Source organism: Streptomyces sp. JN8, assembly GCF_055808075.1.
Genome location: NZ_CM147852.1, coordinates 8,127,615 through 8,147,157 on the forward strand (window position 1 = coordinate 8,127,615; position 19,543 = coordinate 8,147,157).

At 69.5% G+C, this 19,543-nt stretch carries 16 protein-coding genes and 1 tRNA gene; 6 read left to right on the plus strand and 11 right to left on the minus strand.

Translation table 11 applies throughout. The features are described 5' to 3' along the window. Positions 1-78 precede the first annotated feature (78 nt). Both ACY0MR_RS35705 and ACY0MR_RS35710 read right to left on the minus strand, forming a co-directional pair. Positions 79-435, minus strand: a complete 357-nt coding sequence (locus ACY0MR_RS35705) for a hypothetical protein (RefSeq protein ID WP_473557835.1) — start codon at positions 433-435, stop codon at positions 79-81. Positions 436-589: 154 nt separating this feature from the next. Continuing rightward, positions 590-1,417 (minus strand): alpha/beta fold hydrolase, encoded by an 828-nt coding sequence (locus tag ACY0MR_RS35710; protein ID WP_403311569.1) that lies wholly within the window; start codon positions 1,415-1,417, stop codon positions 590-592. A gap of 77 nt (positions 1,418-1,494) precedes the next feature. Here ACY0MR_RS35710 and ACY0MR_RS35715 point away from each other — a divergent pair, with 77 nt between their 5' ends. Then, complete coding sequence (locus ACY0MR_RS35715; RefSeq protein ID WP_473557838.1) at positions 1,495-1,950, plus strand: MarR family winged helix-turn-helix transcriptional regulator; 456 nt, start codon at positions 1,495-1,497, stop codon at positions 1,948-1,950. Between the two features lie 780 nt (positions 1,951-2,730). Then, a complete protein-coding gene (locus ACY0MR_RS35720) occupies positions 2,731-2,919 on the plus strand; it encodes a hypothetical protein (RefSeq protein ID WP_388803732.1) in 189 nt (62 codons plus the stop codon). A gap of 378 nt (positions 2,920-3,297) precedes the next feature. Here the strand turns inward: ACY0MR_RS35720 and ACY0MR_RS35725 are convergent, their stop codons facing one another. From ACY0MR_RS35725 to ACY0MR_RS35760, 8 genes are all read right to left on the minus strand, one after another. After that, on the minus strand, positions 3,298-4,587 hold the full coding sequence (locus ACY0MR_RS35725) for a hypothetical protein (protein ID WP_473557840.1): 1,290 nt from the start codon (positions 4,585-4,587) through the stop codon (positions 3,298-3,300). A gap of 919 nt (positions 4,588-5,506) precedes the next feature. Next, complete coding sequence (locus ACY0MR_RS35730) at positions 5,507-6,025, minus strand: pyridoxamine 5'-phosphate oxidase family protein (RefSeq protein WP_473557843.1); 519 nt, start codon at positions 6,023-6,025, stop codon at positions 5,507-5,509. A gap of 300 nt (positions 6,026-6,325) precedes the next feature. Further along, positions 6,326-7,399, minus strand: a complete 1,074-nt coding sequence (locus ACY0MR_RS35735) for a CU044_5270 family protein (RefSeq protein ID WP_473557845.1) — start codon at positions 7,397-7,399, stop codon at positions 6,326-6,328. Next, positions 7,396-7,971, minus strand: a complete 576-nt coding sequence (locus tag ACY0MR_RS35740) for an RNA polymerase sigma factor (protein WP_473557847.1) — start codon at positions 7,969-7,971, stop codon at positions 7,396-7,398. Before ACY0MR_RS35740 ends, ACY0MR_RS35735 begins: the two co-directional genes overlap by 4 nt. A 251-nt stretch (positions 7,972-8,222) precedes the next feature. Beyond that, the gene (locus tag ACY0MR_RS35745; protein WP_376308726.1) at positions 8,223-8,678 is read right to left on the minus strand and encodes a hypothetical protein; all 456 of its coding nucleotides are present in this window, start codon (positions 8,676-8,678) and stop codon (positions 8,223-8,225) included. A gap of 274 nt (positions 8,679-8,952) precedes the next feature. Continuing rightward, positions 8,953-11,157, minus strand: coding sequence for an FG-GAP repeat domain-containing protein (locus ACY0MR_RS35750; RefSeq protein WP_473557850.1), 2,205 nt, complete (start codon positions 11,155-11,157; stop codon positions 8,953-8,955). A 596-nt stretch (positions 11,158-11,753) separates the two neighbouring features. Next, the gene (locus tag ACY0MR_RS35755) at positions 11,754-14,033 is read right to left on the minus strand and encodes a PA14 domain-containing protein (protein WP_473557852.1); all 2,280 of its coding nucleotides are present in this window, start codon (positions 14,031-14,033) and stop codon (positions 11,754-11,756) included. A gap of 522 nt (positions 14,034-14,555) precedes the next feature. After that, positions 14,556-14,852, minus strand: coding sequence for an STAS domain-containing protein (locus ACY0MR_RS35760; RefSeq protein WP_473557855.1), 297 nt, complete (start codon positions 14,850-14,852; stop codon positions 14,556-14,558). A gap of 752 nt (positions 14,853-15,604) precedes the next feature. On the opposite strand from ACY0MR_RS35760, the gene ACY0MR_RS35765 reads away from it, so the two are divergent. The 4 genes from ACY0MR_RS35765 (at position 15,605) to ACY0MR_RS35780 (ending at position 18,668) form a co-directional block, all read left to right on the plus strand. Continuing rightward, on the plus strand, positions 15,605-16,978 hold the full coding sequence (locus ACY0MR_RS35765; protein ID WP_473557857.1) for a HEAT repeat domain-containing protein: 1,374 nt from the start codon (positions 15,605-15,607) through the stop codon (positions 16,976-16,978). Positions 16,979-17,448: 470 nt separating this feature from the next. After that, positions 17,449-17,525 (plus strand) — tRNA-Met (locus ACY0MR_RS35770). 246 nt (positions 17,526-17,771) lie between these two features. Continuing rightward, the gene (locus ACY0MR_RS35775) at positions 17,772-18,053 is read left to right on the plus strand and encodes a hypothetical protein (RefSeq protein WP_473557860.1); all 282 of its coding nucleotides are present in this window, start codon (positions 17,772-17,774) and stop codon (positions 18,051-18,053) included. A gap of 261 nt (positions 18,054-18,314) precedes the next feature. Then, positions 18,315-18,668 carry a hypothetical protein gene (locus ACY0MR_RS35780; protein WP_473557861.1) on the plus strand — a complete coding sequence of 118 codons (354 nt, stop codon included), beginning with the start codon at positions 18,315-18,317 and terminating at the stop codon, positions 18,666-18,668. 161 nt (positions 18,669-18,829) lie between these two features. On the opposite strand, the gene ACY0MR_RS35785 is transcribed toward ACY0MR_RS35780, so the two are convergent. Further along, positions 18,830-19,378 carry an EF-hand domain-containing protein gene (locus tag ACY0MR_RS35785; RefSeq protein WP_388803689.1) on the minus strand — a complete coding sequence of 183 codons (549 nt, stop codon included), beginning with the start codon at positions 19,376-19,378 and terminating at the stop codon, positions 18,830-18,832. Positions 19,379-19,543: the final 165 nt, after the last annotated feature.

Below are 19,543 nucleotides of genomic sequence, written 5' to 3' on the forward strand. Positions count from 1 at the left end.
AAAGCAAGGCCGGAAACTTCCTCACCGCCGTGGGCATAGCGGCGGACCTGATCGACCGACGGTGATTGGCGACACCACTCAGGTCCTGAGGCAGTCCTTCTGGACGTCGAAACAGTTCAGCCCCATCTCGTTCGCCAGATCTGCCGCGTAGGCGGACGCCTCCTCGGCCCTGTGCCAACCCATCCCGAAGTAGAGGAGAGGACCGCTTGCACCCCCGATCAGAGGACCGACCGACCAGGGGGACGTCCCCTCCTCGTCGCCGGTCACATCGCACCACCGCTCAAGAAGCGCTGTCACATAGGCCGCGATGAGCTCGGACGGAGGCTCCAGTTCCTCACCCTCGAAGTAGTGGTCGTACAAGTCGGTCATTACTCGACCGGCAGCCTTGTCGTTCTCCGGCCGCTCGCCTTCCCAGACCGCAAGGTCGTAGCTCATGCCCGGAGGCTCTCAGACCGCACTGACAGACGCTTGGGCGAGTCACCAGGACCACCAGACAAGGGAAGCGAGATCTTGGGCGGGCAAGGCTCGGCGATCGATCGCACACGGTGGGGGCAGTGGCGCCGTGGCGTTCGGCCGGGGTGGGGTGTGGTCAGTTCAGGAACGCGAGGAGCCGGTTGTTGAGCTCCTCCGGCGCGGTGTGCGGGAGGGAGTGGTGGGTGGCTTGCGGCAGTACGACCACTTCGCCCTGTGCGAGCGTTCGGCGGGCTCGGGCTGCGGCTTTGGCGGTGTCGTGGGCACGGCTGTGTTGGGCGAGGAGAACGAGAACGGGCACGCCGAGGGCGCTGGTGTCGGGGACGGGTCCGTTGACGAGCTTGCGGCCGGGCGTGGTGGAGGCCAGGGCGTAGAGGCGCTGCCAGGTTTCGTCGGGGTGGGTTCCTTCGGTTTCCCAGGCCAAGAAGGCACGGGCCCGGCTCTGGCTCGGGAAGGCCAGCGAGGGCAGGGCGCGGAGAAGGTAGCTCGGGCGGAATCCGCTGAAGACCCGGGTGGGGTCGACGAGGGCAAGGCGGTCCACGCGCTGGGGTGCGTGCAGGGCGTACGTGGCGGCCAACCAGGCGCCGTAGGAGTGTCCGCACAGACGAGTCCGGGCAAGCTGGAGGCCGTCGAGGACCGCGTCCAGCCAGGCTGTCAGGTCGGCGGTGTTCTTGAGTGCCGTGCCCTTGCGTTGGGTTCGGCCGGCGTCTCCCAGCAGGTCAACGGCGTAGAGCCGGTAGCGCGTCCCGAGGGCGGCGGCGTTGGCGAACCAGGAAAGGCCCGTGGCCGAGCCGCCCGGCAGCAGGACCAGCGGTTCACCGTCCGCCGGACCGTACACGTGAACACGGGTGCCTCCGTACGGCGTTGCGACGTCAAGCCCCTGCGTGGATGCGGGCCAGCGGGCGCGGAGCGCGTCGTAGGCAAGGTCGAAGGTGTCCGAAGGCACGATGATTCCTCTCGCTGGACGAGTATCTCGTTCAGCGAGAGAGTAGAGCCGGTCGGAGGAGCGGGCGAGGGGTACTCATGGACGATCGAAGTCTGCAGATGCGGCTCGTGCACCTGCTGCGTGCGGTAACGGTCGAGTTCGACCTGCTCGGGGCGGAGTTCGCCGCACGCAACGGGCTCCATCCCACCGATGTACGGGCCCTGATCCATCTTCTGGACGCCGCCCGCGCCGGAACGCGGGCGACTCCCGGATGGCTGGGGGAGCAGCTGAGGCTGAACTCTGCGGGGACCACGGCCCTGGTGGATCGACTGGAGCGACTCGGTCTGGTCCGCCGCGACAGGGACACGGCGGATCGACGGCGCGTGCTGCTGACAGTGGAGGACAAGGCCATGGATCTCGGCTGGACCTTCTTCGGGCCGGTGATCGACGACGTGGTGAGAGCCGCCGAAGGCTTCGATGAGGCCGAGTTGGAGACAGTGCGCCGATTCCTGGCCGGCGTAGTGCAGGCGACCGGGCAGGCGCCGAATCCGTGACGCAGCGGTTTGCCTGTACCTCTGTCTGTCTGTCTGTCTGTCTGTCTGTCTGCCGGTCCGGTCACGGAAGCCCCGGACCGGCACCCCGTGCACGACCTTGCACACGAGCAGCGCGCGCTTGCGGAGGAAGCGGAAGCCTGGCCACTGCGCAACAGCCGCTCGGGCCCCGGATCCTGCTGACACCCCTGGGAGGGGTGGAAGTTCCCGGAGCGGGGACGGGTCCCCGATGATGGCGCCACTGCCGCGGCCCAGCCCCGCCGCGTAGAAGGCCGGACGGTGTGGGTGGGCTACGGGCCACACCAAGCGCTGCCGGACCGATCGGTAGCAGCCAGCACGAGAATCTGGGCATCGGATTCCCGTTAGGTGATTCATATGATCGGGTGATGATGCCCCGTCTTCTCTCCGCGCCGCGCCTTCGCGTTACGGCTCTGCTCACAGCGGTTGTGGCCGTCGTCGGGTTCGGGGCGTGGACGCTCTGGCCGGTCCATGATTCTTCCTGTGTCGTCTACTACGGGAGCTACGCACCCCTGGACGCGCCGAAGACCGACAGAGACGCCATGATGCACCGGGCTCGCGACAAGGCCCTTGCCGATGGCGCGTGCGGTCCCTGGCGGCCGCGTTTCCGTAACTGGAGCCAGTAGGAACCCAGCCGGGGCGGAGACAGCACTCGGCAGTCGCAGTGCAGCGCGGCCTGGGCCCTGGATGCGTGGGTGTGCAGCGCCTTTCGCGGGGCAGACGGAGTTGAAGACGAGAGCTTCACGAGGGCGCGGGGTGAGTGTCATGCACGCGAGAGTTCTGAAGTCCTTCCCGGCCGGAGCACCCCGCGGCGCCTGGCCCGCCGAGGAGTACGCCGCCGCCCAGCAGCGCGAGGGCGTACCGGCCACCGTGGTCATGGACCTGGAGTCGGACTGCTTCCTGGTCGTCCTGCCGGCGCAGTCTGCCGCGGCGAGTGGCCCCGTCGTCTCCTGACACCGGCGCCGGACTCCGCGGACGAACGCCGACCTTGACGTTGCTGCGGTGTTCCGCCTCGTCATCCGTGAAGTTGGCAAGTGATCGTTTCGATAGCGGTCGGGCCGTCGAGGCCTGTTCTGCTCATCGCGACAGCCTCGCCGCCTCCACTCGGGCCGGTGGCCTGCGTTGACACCAAACCGACGCCCGCCCCCCCCGACGTCGCCGCCCGGCATTGTGCACCTGCCCGTATCTGCTCGCGGTGCGCGCCCGCCGGGGTGGCCGCGTCAGCCGGGGAGTGGATCAGGCGTGGCAGGCGGCCCCGGGACGCCCCCGAGCCCTTCGTCGGGGCGGTGCTGCCGAGGCGGTGTCTTGGTGTCCTGGTCAGGTGTGGTCGTGTCAGGTACGGGTGGCCTTCCTGCCGCTTGTCATAAGGGTGTTGACGATGTGTGTGCGGCTGCGGCGGCCCTTGAGGAGTCGTTCGGCAGCGAGGCCGAAGGCGAGTGCAGGGCCGAGGAGGCCGAGGGTTTCGCCGCTGGCCAGGGCGAGTGAGGCGCCGGCGAGGCCGAGGCCGGTCTCGGCGGCGGCCCAGGCCAGGGAGCCGGGTCGTTCTGCGGTGGCCGGTAGTTTGCGGCGGATCGCTCGCAGGAGTGCGGGCAGGGCGTCGTCCGCTGCCGCCGTTTCGCCGGAGCGGAGCGCGGTTTGGAAGGCATCGCGCTGCCGGGTCACGGTCTCGTCCTGGTGGATCTTCGCGATGTCCTGCCAGCTCAGTCCGGCGACGGCCGCGAGGCGATCGGGCGCCATCGTGTGTGCTCCCGCGCCTGTCGCTTCGGGGCCTGCGGGCTCGAAGAGGGCGTCTGTGGGGTGGCCGAGGTACAGGCCGATGTCGGCGGCTTGCGGCAGTGAGCGTGGGGATGCCCCGTCGGTGCCCAAGGTCCGCTGCACCGCCGCGTTCCAGGCCTGCGTGGCGGTGTTCCATATCGCTGTCGCGTGGGGCGAGTCCATCGCCTCAAGCCGCGCGAAGAGCACGGACCTGCGGTGCCGGTCCGCCGGCTCCACGTGAGCGTCGAGAAAGGCGAGAGTGTGTTCCACCGGGGCGTAGTCGCGGGCGGGAAGCCCGGGCAGCGCCGCTACTTCCTCCAGCACGTCGTGGTAAGAGCTGGGGCGTGTCACGACGCTCGTGCCCAGAGGCACTCCCGCCTCACGGGAGAAGTGGTGCAGGGTCCAGGCCACGGCCTCCAGCCTGCGCCGGATCGCCCCGCCCTCCTCGTACCGTGAGCCCAGCGCGGTGCCCCGCGCGAACAGCGGCCCGGGATTCGCGTCCCCGCGCTCCAGCACCGCCTCGGACAGTCGGACCAGAGGCTCCGCGGTGTCGAACGACGACGAGAGCCAGCCGGGCTCCAGAGCACGCTTCAGGCCGGTGGTGACCAGGGCGAAGGGGTCACTGCCGGCCGGAGCGGCGGTGGTACAGCGCAGGAACGAGGGGCAGCCGCGCACGAAGGACCGGAAGTCCTCCGTCTCGAACAGGGCCTGTACGGCGTGGCTGTCGATGAGCTGTACGTCGCTGAGCACCACGGTGTGCCCTAACAGCGCCTGGATCTTCAGCATCACGGCCAACGACGTGTCCTGCGGACTCCACCCGGACACGCGCAGATGCTCACCGTCAAGCCAGTGGGCATAGATCTCCATGGTTCCCCCGTCCCCCTGCCCAGCGAGGGACACCCCCTCGGGAGCAGACCCTACGGGCAACGTGCCAACCATGCGAAGAATAAGACCGGTTGGGTTCCCGCTTCACACCCGGCGCTCCCTGAAGACGTAGAGTTCCAGGGAGGTCGGCCGGCCGGCGGCGCGGCGTGAGATGCCGTGGACGGCGGTGGTTCTCGCCAGGAGGTGGCTCTTGAGGCGGCAGTGATCGTTGGTGTGCGGGCTTCATCGAATTCGCGGCTGCGTCGGGCTGCGCGCGGCGCCAGGTGCCGCCGGTGCGAGACCGGCCCGGTCGGCCGCAGGCACTCCGCGCCCGGGAGCGCGGGCCGGGACCCTGGCGCGTCTCTGCCAAGTCATTTTGGACGAACCTGCTGCGCGGGGGAGAGTCTGACTCGCAGCGCTTAGCCGCCTATCTGGTGGGTGTACGGGCACTCGAAGGGCCGACTGACCTGATCGATTCAGGCCAGCCGCCCGGCAGGGGTACATCGTAGATCCGCCTCGTTACTCGACCGATCGGGCGTTCGGCCCGTGTTCGCCGTGGACCATGCCCCAGCTGAACGAGGGGGCACCCCAGACGGCTGCGGCTAGGATCTGTGACGGCATCGTGTGTCGGTCACCGGTTGGGTGAGGCATGGAGGTGTCGGGACATGCCTTCGGAGGCATCGACCAGCGGTACGAGAGCCACTGCGCCCAGCGTGCGCGGGCAGGCCCGCCGCGGCGCACCCGTCGTCCGGGGGTGACCTCCGACCCTGACGTACGTGAGCGCGGCTCGCGCGGTCCGTCCCGGTGTCCCGTAGGCCTGGCGTGCCCGGCCGGTGAACCGGTGAGGAGCCCGCGTCGGCTTCCTGAACGGGTGACGGACCGGTCAGCCACGTAGCTGCCGGTCTGCTGGCCGGGGACGGTGTCAGGTGCGGGTGAGTTTGTCGAGGTCGGGGGCGTAGACGGTCATCCAGTGAGGGTTCAGCCGGTAGTAGACGACCTCGTGGTTCCAGTCGAAGGCGTCGTCGCCGTAGAGGTCTTGCAGGTAGGCGAGGAGTTCCTGCCAGTCGGCCGTGGGTTCGGGGCCCTCGGGGTTCATCTCCTCCACCGTGCCGTGGGTGAACACGCCGAGGTCCTCGCCGCGCATGTGCGCGACGCTGGCGGCCGGACGGGCGCTGAGATGACGGGCTTTGGCGGCGGTGCGCGCCGTGCCGAAGTGCCACCGCCCGTGCAGGAAGTGCCCGTCGGCCCCGCTGATGCGCGGTTCACCCTGTGCTGTGACCGTGGACAGGGCGAGCGTGCACATGCCGGTGAGGACTCCGGTGAGCTGCGCCGCTGTGATGGTGCGGCCCTCGACGATCGAGCGAAGGTGTGCGGTCGAGCCGGAGAAGGAGGAGCTGAGGAGGGACTGGAGGTTGTCGAGTTCTTCAGGGGTTTCACGCATAGGTCCAGGGTCGGCCGTAAACCCGACATCCTCTGTCGCCATTGTTGAGGCAGACCAGGAAGTGCGGTGCACGCGCCGGCGCTGCAGCGGCCTGCGCCTGAGGTCACAGCAAGACGTCCGTCACGCGCCCGGCAGACGTCGGACGGAGTCTGCCGCCCATGGCCGACTCCTCTGCGACCACTGCACTCGCGGGGTGCGGCCCCGAGCTCCCCCCCGGCGCCGCTAGCGGCACCTGGTCGGGGAGTGGGCTGATCGTCGTGCGTGGCGGCCGTCCTTGTCGGTCCGGCCGCCACGCCGCGATCAGGGACCTACGGGTCGGGTATGCACGATCGGCGGTTCGATCATCACGATGTCGGAGGGGTCGGGCACGGGGCCCCCGGGTACCTGGCCGGGGTGGTCGACGATGCCGGTCGCCGTGCGGGCGTAGGACTCGGTGTAGCCGCCTGGGCCGTGCGACTCCCTGCGCAAGCCGCGGTACGCGTACGTCTCGGGGTTCAGGTGGAGGTACTCGACGGTGTTGTTGTGGTCGTGGAAGGCGAACGAGATCGTGAGGCTCGGCCGGCCGGCCGCGTCCTTCATCAGTGTGTCGACCAGTTCGGCCCCGGGGATCAGGGCGAGCGCGCGGTAGAGGGCGGCATTGATCTCGGGGGGAATGTTCGGCGCGACCCGCAGGATGTAGAGGATCCTGGCGAACCGGGCCCCGGGGGCGGCAGCCTCGGGTAGCTCGTCCCCGAAGTCGTGCATCTTGTTCGGGCCGGGGTCGGGACGTGTGTGGGGGGCGTAGCCGGCGGCGAAGTACGGGTCCTTGCTCACCCGTGCCAGGAGCTCACCCGGCTCGGTCGGCAACTGGGAGAGAACCCGCCATGTCTTCTGCGGGTCTTCTCCGATCTTTCCCAGGCGCAGGAACTCGATGTTCTCCGACACGAGAACGGCGGTGCGTCCCTGGCTCTCGGGCGCCTTTCCGACAGACGCATCCTGGGCCCCGTCGTACCGCGCCCAGGACGTGCGAGGACCGCAGGTCGACTCGCAGACCACGGTCTTCGTGTACACCCATTGGCGCGGTCCGGGCTCACGGCCCGACCCCTTCGCCGCGCCGAGCGCTGCGGCGTCCAGGACCTGCGCGACCGTCACCGCGCGCACCGGACCGCTCTGCCCTCCCGGGCCGCCCGAGGCGGCGACGAAGGTGGTGGCGACTGCGGCCGTCAGCCCAGCGAACGCGATCCCCCGGCGTACGCCGGTCCGCCGGAAGATCCTGCGGGCGGCAGCCTCCTGACCGTTCCGGGACGCCTCATGGGCGGCGCGTTCGGCCCGCGCCTTCTCCAGGATCGCCAGCTCCGCACCGAGCCGCTCCTTGAATCCGGTCGGGGTGTTCATCGGGTGGCCTCCGCGAGAGGGCTGCTGAAAGCGTCGGACGGGGTCGTGGGCCCGGACCGCAAGGCGGCCCGGGCACGGTGCAGACGGACACGTGCGGTCGCCTGGGAGATCCGCAACACCTTCGCGGCCTCCTTCGTGGTCAACCCGTCCACGGCGACCAGGTCGATTACGGCCCGCAGCGGCGGGGACAGCACGGCATGCCGGGCCAGGAGCGTCCGTGCCTCCCGCTCGGCGTCGATCCGCTCCTCGAAGCGGACCATGTCCTCCTCGTCGAGCAGTCGGCGCCCGTTGAGCGCGGTCACCGCCTCCCGTTCACGCGCGGTGTGACGCGCGTGCGCGGCCAGGGTGTTGCGGGCGATCCCGTGCAACCAGACACGATGCGTGCCGCGGCCGGCGTCGTAGCTGTCGAAGGCCTCCAACGCCGCCACGAACACGTCCGCGGTCAGATCGGCGGCGGTATGCCGGTCGGTGGTTCTGCGGGTGACGTACCCGAGGATCGTGTCGAAGTGTTCCTCGTAGACGTCGCTGAACGGAGCACGGCTCCGTCCAGGGTCGTGACCGGATCTGTGCACCTGGGCCCTCCCCAAAGGTTCTGCAGTCTGTCACTCCTCACTTGGCTCGGGGACCGTGATGCGTTACTTCGCGCAGGTCAGCGGCCTGCATCCGCGCGCGATCGAGCTGTGACCGCATGAAGGCAGGGCAGCGGCGCGTACTCCTCGAAGTGCGGGGGGACAGGCCGCCTGCCGGACCTTCCCGCGGCCTCGGCCCGACGCTCCCCACGGGTGAGGTCCGGATGGAGGTCGTCCCCGGTGTCGAATGCGGTCTACCAGGGTGGGCGAGTGTCGCGGAGTGCTTCCGGGGTCTGCACGGGCAGGGGGCGGCCTTGATCGGTGCGCAGCAGCACGCCGGGGTCCGGGTCGGGGTCGTAGTCGCTCGCGGGCGGTGCCGGCTGGTGGAATCGCTCGGTGCGCGGGATGGTGACTTCCACCAGCCTGCCCTCCTGGAACATCCATAGCCCGAAGCAGTCGTCGTCCTGGTCTCGGAGCAGGACTTGCACCGTATGCGGGTTCGGCCACGCCAGCGATTCGAGATGCTTGAGCAGGCCCCTGCGGTGGTGCCACTTGTCGAGCTCCAGGGCCCACCCGAACTCATAGCCGTGGTGCCCCTCGATGGGGACGAAGCGGCCCCGCCACGTGCGTTCTGGGTCGTCCTGGGTCAGCGGTTGCATCACTTCGTCCGACCAGCGGGCGAGCACGATGGCCTCGGCGTCTCTACTCATGCCGGAGTATCACCGGACGCGCTTGATCCGCCGCAACCGAATTTGCCCGGCGGCCCCCGAAGGGACGGTCCGAGGGCGCCTTCCCTTCGGTCCGGTCAGGCCTCGGGACCGCCATCGGGATCCCCTCTCGCCTCTGAGCCCAGGTGCCTCTACCCCCGCCCAAGCATCCGCGCAGCAGACGAGGCCGAGTTCGGAGTCGATCCGGCATCGCGACAGCTCATGGTGAGGTGTCGCGATGCCGTGCTCCGTTTTCCGGGCTCGGTTGAGGGGGCGTCTAGTAGTAGATGCCCTGCGGAAGGTAGTGGTCGTACATGCGCTGGGGTGTGGCCAGCGGTCTCGTCCAGCTGCCGGTGCCGCGGTACAGATGGGGGTGGGACTGGCCGTCCACTGCCATGAGGTCCCCGCGGCCGTCGCGGTCCTGGTCGCCGACGCCGATGATCTGGGTGAAGTCCTGCCAGCCGCCACCGATGCGGGTGCGTGAGGCGAAGGTGCCGTCTCCCTTGCCGAGGTAGAGCCACAGGACGCCGTCGCGGTCACGGGCGACGAGGTCGCCGGCGGGGGCGCCGGCGAGGTTCCCGACTGCCGCGATCTTGTTGTAGGTGTTCCAGCCACCGCCGACACGGCTGCGTGCGGTGAAGGGGGTACCGGCCTTTTCGGTGCCCTTGTACAGCCACAGAACGCCGCTGCTGTCGGTGGCGACCAGGTCGGTGCGTCCGTCGCCGGTGAGATCGGCGGCGGAGGTGATCTGGTCGTAGATGTTCCAGCCGCCGCCGACCCTGACCCGGTGGGCCAGGCCGGTGCCGTTGCCCTGGTGGAGCCAGAGGACGCCGGTGCGGTCGCGCGTCAGGATGTCGGCGTGGGGCGTGCCCCCGACATCCGCGGTGGGGACGATCCGGTCGTACACGTTCCAGCCGGTGCCCAGCACGGTGCTGGAGGTGGAGCGGGCGATCCAGTCGCGGCCGGCGCCGACGACGGTGTTGCGCGCGAACGTGCCGCTCTCGGAGAGACTCAGAACGTCGGGGAGGCCATTGTCGTCGAAGTCGTGGCTGACGGCGGCGCGTTGCACGCGGAAGGCACCGGTCTCGTTCAGGTCCGGTCCGATGCCGTTGCCCGGCTTGGCGCTCAGCTTCCAGGTCCAGTTCCCCTTGGGGACGGGCACATCGTCGTCGAACTCGCCGTCCCAGATCTCCTCCTTCGCGCCCTCGTTGGAGAAGAGGTCCAGGCGGACGGACCGCCCGCTCGCCACGTGGGTGAGGGTGGCGGTCGCGGAGGCGTTCGTACTGCTCAGACGCCAGGACAGGGTCGTCCAACTCTGCTTGTCGAAGTCCAGGACGGCCGGGACGTCGCTTCCCAGCAGCGCCAGTGCCGTGGACCGGCCGGTGCTCGCCACCTGACCGGCCACGGGCACGCCGTCCGCCGCCGGAGCGATCCGGTACATGCCCTCGCCCGCGGCGATCGTGCCGCCCTGCACGAGCACGGTGCCGTCCGGGCCCACCACCGACCGCGTGTAGGCGTCGAGGACCGTGACAGACCGCTCGTCCGTCAGGGAGCGCGCGGTGACGGCGTACAGCGGGTTTCGGCCGGCGTACGGGGCGTCGTGACCGGCCTGACCGTAGAGCACCCATCCGCCGACCAGCTCGACCTGCACGTTCCCCGCCTTGGTCAGCGGGATGCGCAGTGGGTCGGCCGCCGATCCGCGGCGGGTGACGACGACGGTGGCGGTGGTGCTCGTGGGCCGCTCGACCCAGGCGAGATGCGTGGGCGAGAGCGTGACGTCGCCGATGGGGTGGGAGGGCGTCACCTCCTGCACCACCGTGCGCCGGGGGACGTCGACGACGGCGAGGCGGGCTCCGCTTCCCGCGGTCGCGGCGGGATCGGTGTACGTCACGACGGCGGTGTCGGCGGTCACGTCCCCGACGGAGGTGATGTCTGCGCCGGCGGGTATCCCCGCGATCACCTCGTCCCTGAGCCCGTCGTCCGTCGTGCTGACGACGTGCAGGGAGTCGCCGCCGGCCGGGTCGGCTCGCTGCACCAAGATCGAGGACGGCCCGACGGCACGCCCCCGCTGGTAGCCCTCGCCGAGCGTGGCGATGTCCAGGACCACGGGCGGGGCACCGGTGGCCATGTCGAAGACGGTGTGGGTCGCCCCCGGCTCCGCCTCGGTGAGCAGGTCGGTTCCCGCGGTCTGCAGGAACCCGACCTGGGTCGGCAGTTCCCTCGTGGAACCGTCCGCGTACCGCGTCCAGGAGTACGTGGCCGGCAGGCGGTCCCCGTACCAGCTCAGGAAGCCTGACGGTCCTGCCCCCGCCAGGCGGCTGCCGTCCTTGAGGAGAGGCGGCTCCTGCAGCGTCCCGGCAGGCGCGCTCACCGGGAGGTCGGCGGCGAGGGCAGGGGGCGTCAGGGCCCCGGCGGTCACGGCGAGGACGACGGTGACGGCCGCGCTCAGAACACGCGGGGCACTGCCTCTGTAGTGCTTCACGGGTTGATGCTCTCCGAGAGTCTCAAGGGGAAGCCAGAGAGAGATCGGAGAACACGTCCGAGGAACCTCGCCCCTGGTTTCAGAGACGCAGCAGTTCCACGCCCCACCCACAAGACTCTGGAAAGTCCGGAAAGGTTGTACGGGGGAGCGGCCATCGGCAACCAGTACGACAAGCGCGTCTGCAAGGAAGCCGGCCCGTGCGCGGCGCCGCAGGACCAGGCTCTCGCCGGGCGAAGCCGACGGCGGATCAGGACCGGCCTGCTGGGGAGGAGCCGGCCGGCCGCCCTCGGCACCCCCCGGAACGCAAGAACGCACGCGAGATCGCTGTCGTTCCGGCCCCGGACCCGGACCCGGACCCGGGACTGGACCCGGACCCGGACCCGGGATTGGACCCGGACCCGGACCCGGGATTGGACCCGGACCCGGACCCGGGATTGGACCCGGACCCGGACCCGGGATCGGAATCGGACCCGCGATCGGGGCGGGGCCGACGACCGATGGCCGATGACCGGCCCACGAGGAGGCCCCCGCCGGTTCCGGAGCTGCGCTGTCCGGGCGGCGGGGGCCTCAGTGGATGGAGGAGATGCCAGGGGGCGTCAGCCCGGGATCGAGATGTTGAGGGGGCTGGCCTGCGGCGCCGACTCGGTGCCGTCGGCGGCCACGGCGGTGATCAGGTAGTAGTAGTACCGCAGTGGCGTCAAGGGACCGACATCCGTGTACATCGGTTCCGTGAGGCCCGAGGCGATGCGGTTCGCCGGGGCGAAGACGCCCGAGTGGGACATGGACCGGTACACGTTGTACGAGACGGTCATGCCCTGGTCGCACGTGCCGGGCTCCCAGGCGATCCGGACGGCGGGGCCGGCGTCGACGGCGGTCCCGGTGATGCGGGGAGTGGGAGGTGCGCTCAGGACCGGGCAGGGGACGACGGCCTCGGCCATCGGAGAGAAGCCGGACCACTTGCCCTGCGTGCTGACGGCGCGGACCACGTAACGCCAGGTCCTGCCGCCGGGCGGGTTCTCGTCGGTGAAGGTCGTCCCGGTGAGGATGGGCGAGATGTCGTAGGCCGTCGCGGGGTCCGTGCCGGTCGTGCGGTACACGTAGTAGCCCCGCAGGTCGGCCGCCGTGCTCGCGGTCCACTCCAGCTTGACCTTGCCGTTGTCCAAGGTGGCGGTCAGCGAGGCAGGCGCGTCCGGGACAGGATGGACCGGCAGGCGCTTGCCGTACACGGTGCCGTAGCCGGGCTCGGGCAGGCGCGAGACGTTGCCGGCCTCGTCGACGGCGAGGACGGTGTAGCCGTACTGCACGTCTGCCGGGGTGCTGGTGTCCACGTACGCATCGCCCCACACACTGGCGATCTGCTCCCATCCGGCAAACGACTGCTTGCGCATGACGACGTAGTGGTTCGTGTCGTCGCCGGTGTTCGGTGTCCAGGACAGGTGCACCCCGTCCGTCTCGCTGTACGCCCTCAGGTCGCGCGGCATGGACGGCGCGGTGGTGTCGCGGACGCGGGTGGCCGAGGCCGTCGCCGAGGGGTCCGACTCCGTGCCGAGCGGCGTGACCGTCCGGACCTGGTAGTAGCGCACCTGGCCGGCGATGGCCGTGACGTCGTCGTACAGGGCGTTGGGCGCCGGGCTCTCGGTCAGGCGGGTCCACGGGCCGGTGGCCGTGTCGGCGGCGTAGACGTGGAACCGGTGGGACGCGTCCGCGGTGTACGTCCATCCGATGCTGTTGCCGTCGAGCCGGCCGCTGGCGAAGACGCCGGTCGGCGCCAGGGGCTTGGCCTCGGGCACGTCGAGCCGGACCGGGGCGGAGTACGCGGAGGTGTTGCCCGCGGCGTCGCGGGCGCGCACGCGGAAGTGGTAGGTCGTGGCCGGGGCGACGCTCGGGTCCGTCGTCTCGGTGCCGGTCGCGGGCACGCCGACGGAGGCGTACGGGCCGGCGGAGGCGAGGGACCGCTGCACCTCGTAGGCGCTCGCCCCACTCACCGGGGACCAGGAGATCCGGGCGCCTGCGCCGTAGGGGTCGTGCGTGGCCTTGAGGCCGCCGGGCACGCCGGGAGGCGTCTTGTCGGCACTGACGACCCTGGCCAGGGCGGACAGCGGGGACAGGTTGCCGGAGCGGTCGAGGGCGCGGAGCGCGTACTCGTACGTGGCGCCGGTGGCCGGCGGCGTGTCCGTGTACGTGGCGCCGGTGAGGGTGGTGGTGTTCAGCTGGCTCCAGGTGCCGGTGCTGCCCGTACGGCGGTAGAGGCGGTAGCCGGACAGGTCCATCTCGTAGTTGCGCGACCAGCTGAGCGCCGACTTGAGAGTGGACGCCGTGTAGGCGGCCTTCAGGCCGGCCGGGGCCAGGGGCACGACCCTGTCGTAGGCCGCGCCGATGACCGGGGCGTAGCCGAAGGAGACGTTGGCGGTACCGGTGAAGGCGGCGAAGTCCACACGCAGGGTGTGGCTTCCGCGGGGGATGGTCAGCCGCAGTGTCTTCTTCTGCGTCGAGGTGACGTTGCGCCACAGGTCGATCTTGCGCACACCGTCGAGGTAGACGCGGGCGCCGTCCTGGGCGGCGAGGTTGAGGTCGAAGGGACCACCGGAACCGAAGTTGCGTGTGGTGCTCCACCGGACGCCGAAGTTGTCCGTCGGCAGGGTGACGCCGGCGGGGTCGCCGAGGCCGTAGTTCTCGGCGACGGAGGTGTCGCAGACGGTGGCTTTCGGGGTGCCCGTGAGGGTGGTGTTGGCGAAGTACTCGGCCTTCCACACGCCGGACGCGCACGTCACGGCGGCCTGAGCGGTGCCGGGGAAGACGAGTCCGGTAAGGGCGGTGGCGAAGGAGAGCATGGCGGCACCGGCGGTGCGGCGTGCCACGCCGAGGGATATGCGCATCTGCTGACGGTCACACTTTCGATCGAAGGCGGTGCGGGGGATGGCTCATGTCGACGTGATCGTGCCATTTCGAGACCTCGTTCGAAAGGGGGTTGTTTGGAGGCAAGTCATCCGCTTTGCCGTTGACGTCAAAGGGACTTGGGCGATAGGTGACGCCTCGTCATCCGGCACCCGGCTGGATGTGCTCGGGGTGGGGGAGGGGCCTCGCCCATGAGATCTCCCGGACGGTCGGCCCTCTCGCGGCTTCTCTCGACTTCCCTCGATCACCGGCAACAGCGGGAGCGTCCCCCTTGAGCCCCCTCGGCCAGGGGGCGGTGTCACACAACCCGCCCGCGCTGCCGCACGCCCTACCCATGGCCCCGAGTGGCTCTGTCGACGACCCGACGACTTGAGGTCGCCGACAGAGCCACAGTGTCTAGGCCCACCGCGCGCCGCGGCGATGCCGTCGCCGGGTGGTGGGAGAGCGGGCGTGGAGGAGGGAGAGCGCAAGGACGCTGGGGACGAGGACCAGCAGGCAGAAGGTCATGCCTGCTCCCCGGCCGGCCCCTTTCCGACGTCTGCGCGTCTGCGAAGGCTTGGCGGAGATCCCCAGGCCGCGGCCCGAAGGCGCTCCATCGCCGGTGTCACTCCGGTCAGCGTCAGACGGCCCCCTTGCTCGGTCCAGCTGCGCAGGATCCGCAGCAGCGAGGAGTCGGCGAAGGTGACGAGCGAGGTGTCCAGGACGAGACGTCGATAGCCGATCGTCCTGGCCGTGCCCAGCAGGAGGCGAAGAGGACCGGCGCTGTGGTGGTCGACCTCACCGTGCAGCGCGACATGCAAGGTGCCCCCGGCGGAGGCGGCGAAAGAGCGGACGCTTATGCCGGAGGGGGCGGCATCCGCGCTCTCCTCACAGGGGGTGAAGTGGGCAGCAGGTGCGGTGGACAGTATCGGAGGGGTGATCGAGGTATGCACGCCCCCTCAACCGACGCGCCGCCGTGCCGGACACGTCGCCTCACTCCATGGCGGCCCTGTTGTCGCACGTACGAGGGTAATCCCGCCGCTGGTGCATCCGGGAGCGGCGACCGTGGCAGGGCGGGGCGCATCGCACCACCCTGCGGGCCTCTGCCTCAGGATGCGAGGCGGAGCACACGGTCGGTGCCGCTGAGGTTGGACGGACCCACCCACCACAGGAGTATGGCGACGACCGCCCAGCCGCAGTCCCTGGCGACCGGCTCCACACACCTCATGTTCTCTTCGGGAGGCACGGAATAGCCAAGCGTGTTGGCGTTTACGGGGGTTCCAGCAGGACCGCGGCCAGGGTGCCGTTCACGATGGTGTCTCTCGGCCGTGGGAGCCCAGAGACGTCCTCCGCGCTGTTCGGCAAGGTGCGGTGTATCTCTGACTACGGATCCGCGTCCGCCCAGGTAAGAGTGTGTGCCCACAGGTCAGTCAACACGCCACCGTGCAGTGCGCAGCTGTCGTGCCTCCTCAGTGGCGAGATACCTCTGACACAGAACCGAAGAGTGTCCTCGACATCCTTCGCCGCTGAAGAGGAGGCGTCCCTGTCAGTGCACCTGATTAGTGTGCCTGCCATGGATATGGGACTGCTGACCGAATCGCTCTCCGGCTCCTGGGAGCACACTCGGCCGGCGCGTGATGCGCTCGTGGAACAGGGAGCGACTGTTGTCGAAGCAATGGTGGACGTGCTCTGCGACGAGCAGTCGCCCGTGGAGTGGACGGTTTCGGCGGACGTGCTGTGCAGGATCGGGGAAGCCTCTCTTCAGCCCCTGGTGCACGCGTCCGCAGTGGCGGACTCCCCTGAGATCGCGAGAAGAGCCGGATGGGCGCTGGGACGACTGAAGGTGAATGATCTGGGGGCCTACGAGCCCCTGCTGAATCATGCGCACCCGCGGGTCCGGAGCGACGCTCTCTTTGCCTTCCAGGTCCGCGCCGAGGCGGCAACAGGGTTCGTCGACCGGTTGGTGCCGTTGCTGGGGGACCCGGAGCCCGAAGTCCGTCGGCGAGCGGTCTGGGCATTCCAGGCGATCGGTACCGCTGCCGTACCCGCCCTGCAGCGGGTGCGCCGCCTGCCGGCGCCCGGCCCCAGGGTGCGGGCAGGCGCCTTGGAGGCGCTCGCTGCCATCGCGGTCCCGGACGGCCTCGGCGTCGAGGACCAGAGCCTCTGGCACCGTCTGACGAAGATCAAGCTACTGTCCGAGGTCCCGGACGGCATGCACCTGTGCGGCTCCTGGTACGCGGTGCCGACCGACGACCAGGACGCCGTACTCGATGCGTTCGACCTTGGCAGCCCGCAGCCGGTCACTCTTCGAACGGGCGCTGCGGCCTGGAACCACGACCACCACAGTTGGGACCGGACCCGGCCGCATGGCACCTGTTCCCGCGTCTTCGTCAGTCCCTCTCTGGACGGTTGGACGCTGGTCTTCGGCCAGTCCTCCCAGGACACCCACCAAATCGAGGACGCGGAGGACCGGGACGAGGCCCTTTCCCTCGTGGTGAGCCAACGGTGCACCGACCTCAGCGCTCGGTTCGGATCCGCCCACTGGTACGGGATGAGCTGCGGTGACGACTGGACCGCCTGGTGCATCGCCGAAGACGGTGAGATCTTGCGTCACTACGATGCGTACGACGCCGAGGAAGAAGAGGGCGGCGGGGAGCCCGTACACCCGGCCGAAGCCGGCTACCTGCTGCCGCATCAGGACGGCTTTCCCGACGACGCCTTCGATGGCGTGAACCCTTCAGATTCTGAGGCGTTCACAGCCCGATACCACCAAGTCAAGGAAGACCTCCAGATCCCCGACACCTGCTATGCCAACGACATTGCAGCGCGGGTGTCGGTCGATCCTGGTGCGCTGGGGCCGCATACCAGCACCTCAGGCCATGGAGTAGTCGCGCTCACCGCATGCGGCCGAGAACACGGCCACCCCGCCGGGGCGCTGCCCGTGTGACGCTGTCGCCAGGTCTGCCCTCTGACAGAGGGGGTCTGCCCATCCCCAGGTCCGCAACATCCCCGCATCCCGATCCCGTCCACGAACACGCCCGCACTCGCCACCACCCCCATGCCCCCCACTGAGCAGCCGGCGCAGCGCACCGCGGTATCCGCCGGGTTCTTGGACCGCACGCCGCACCAGTACCCGAGCGGCGCCGACACCACCGTCAGCGCCGTGCTCAGGGGTGAAGAACGCCTAGGGGATCCAGCAAGCCGGGCCAGGGGACGTCCCTCGCCCACGCCTGTGCTTTATCTCCTGCGCGCCCTTGCCACCACGAAGGCCCCTGCGACGATCAAGAGGAGAACGATGGCGATGATCCAGAAGGGCGGAGATCCCTGCCCGGCTCCCTTGTCCGCGCTGACCCTCAAGCCCGCACGAAAAATGCTGTCGGTTCCGCGCCCAAACGCTGTGTAGAGTGGTGTCACCGACGCGGGGTGGAGCAGCTCGGTAGCTCGCTGGGCTCATAACCCAGAGGTCGCAGGTTCGAATCCTGTCCCCGCTACCAAAGACAGGGGCCCGGCAACTGCCGGGCCCCTCTCGCACGCCCATGCGATGAGCGGGGCACGAACCAGGGCGCACTGCCCGGAAGTCCGCCGACCACACGCTGACGGTGCCGCGAGGCGCGTCCCGGCAGCATTCGGCGAAAGCCGGGCGGGGCTGCCGGCGACCGCGGTGGGTGGGTCTGCGCGGCCCCGGCCCCTGCGTTACGCGATGAGAGACTTCGACACCTACTTTCGGCACCGCGAGGGCGGTGGTCGATGAGGGTGCCCCCGGCAGTGAGGCGGCGCTGACCCAGGAGTTCGTGACGTGGTTTGACCACGCCTGTGCGGCGGCGGGGTGCACCTCCGTCCCTGCCGAGCTGATCCGGGAGCGCTACGACGGACCGTCGGACCTGGAAGCGCACCGGAACCAGGAACTGATCGCGGCGCTGGCCGCTGCCGGTGAGGGGGTCGGCCACCAGGACGAAGCCGAGAGCGCCGTGGGGGTGGCGTGCTGGAACGATCGACACGCCGAGTACATGCGAGACACCTGAGGCCCAATCGCTATCAAAACAGCCACAGGGATGAGGGCGGTACCCGTCAGATGGCCGGGCTCGTCACCTGCGTCGCGGGAAGGTTCCGAGAGTCCCGGCGTGAGCAGGCATGATCGCTCCCTCTGGCATTGTCGTTGAACATGTTCAATAATCTCCTCTTGAGGGTGGTCGGGCTGACCGTTCTCCGTGTCGTGGCGAGCGTGCGGATGGCGTGTGCCGGGCCCCTTCCCCCTGCTCTCCGAGGAATGGTGGCCATCTGTCATGAGCTCTCAGCGCACTGTCCGCGCCGGCCGGAAGGCCACCGTGATCGCCTACCTCTACGTCGGGTTCATCGCGGCGGTGGCCGCGGTCCGAGGGATGGCTGGAGCTCACAGCGACCAGACACAGGCTGTCCTGTTCTTTCTGTCCTTTCCGGGCTCTCTCCTCGTCACCGCCTTTCTTATCCTGCCTCTTGGTGCCCTCACCGACGGCAGCGGTGCTGAAACCGTCAACCCGTACGGATCGATGCTCTACCTCGTCGGCGGTGCCGCCCTCAACGTCCTCATCGTCTTCGCGACCGTGAAGGCTTTCAGGCATCTGCGGATCGCCCGCCGAACTGACCGCACCAGGCCGTGAGCGTCCAGGCGATGCGTTCGCTGCCCGGGCAGTTGCCCGAGCGCTGCGCCTTGCGCCTTCGAGCGCATCAGCACGGTTACGTCAGAAGATGACGTTGAGAGCCCTGCCGGAGCCGACGCCTGGGCCTGAGCGAAGCGGACACCTCCAACAGGCCGCAGCCCTCAGGTAGTAGGGATCCCGGTGACGGGTCCGCACATGAGGTTGCCGGGATCGCTCGGATCGTCACTGATCCAGAACTCCGTCCACAGCGCGGCGAACTCGGCCCTGCTGAGGTAGCCATCGCCGTCCTGGTCGAGCCGGTGAAAGACATTCCCTGTCGGGATGGACCGGCCGTGCCAGGTGTTGATCAGCTGCTCGTGCTCGCCCCGGGAGATCCGGCCGTCCTCGTTCTCGTCGACCGCGTCGAAGATGGTGTCCGCGGTCGCCGCGACCGTCTGCTGCATCGCCGGTAGGCGATCCACCATCGCCATCAACTCGGCCATGCCGATGCGCTCCACACGACCGTCGCCGTTCGTGGACAGGAGGTCCCACCATCCCATGACCACCGTGTTCACGCGCGCCGCGAGTTCCGGTTCGGCGGCCACCCGCGGCAGCCGTTCCCACCGTCCCGCGAGCGCCTCGAAGTCCGATCCCTCCAGATAGCCGTTCCCGTCCGCGTCGAACGCCTTGAACATCGTCTGGACCTTCGCCCACTGAAACCCGCTGGCCACGACAGACCTCCCTATGGACAGTGCTGCCACCACACTGCCCACGTCCGTCCACGCCCCAACGGCGCACTAGATCACGGCGCTGCGACAACACGCCCCCGCACGCCGGTTTCCCGCCCCCCTCGGGTGCCAGCTCACCTCCGCGTCGTGGGGGTGGACGTCGCGCGC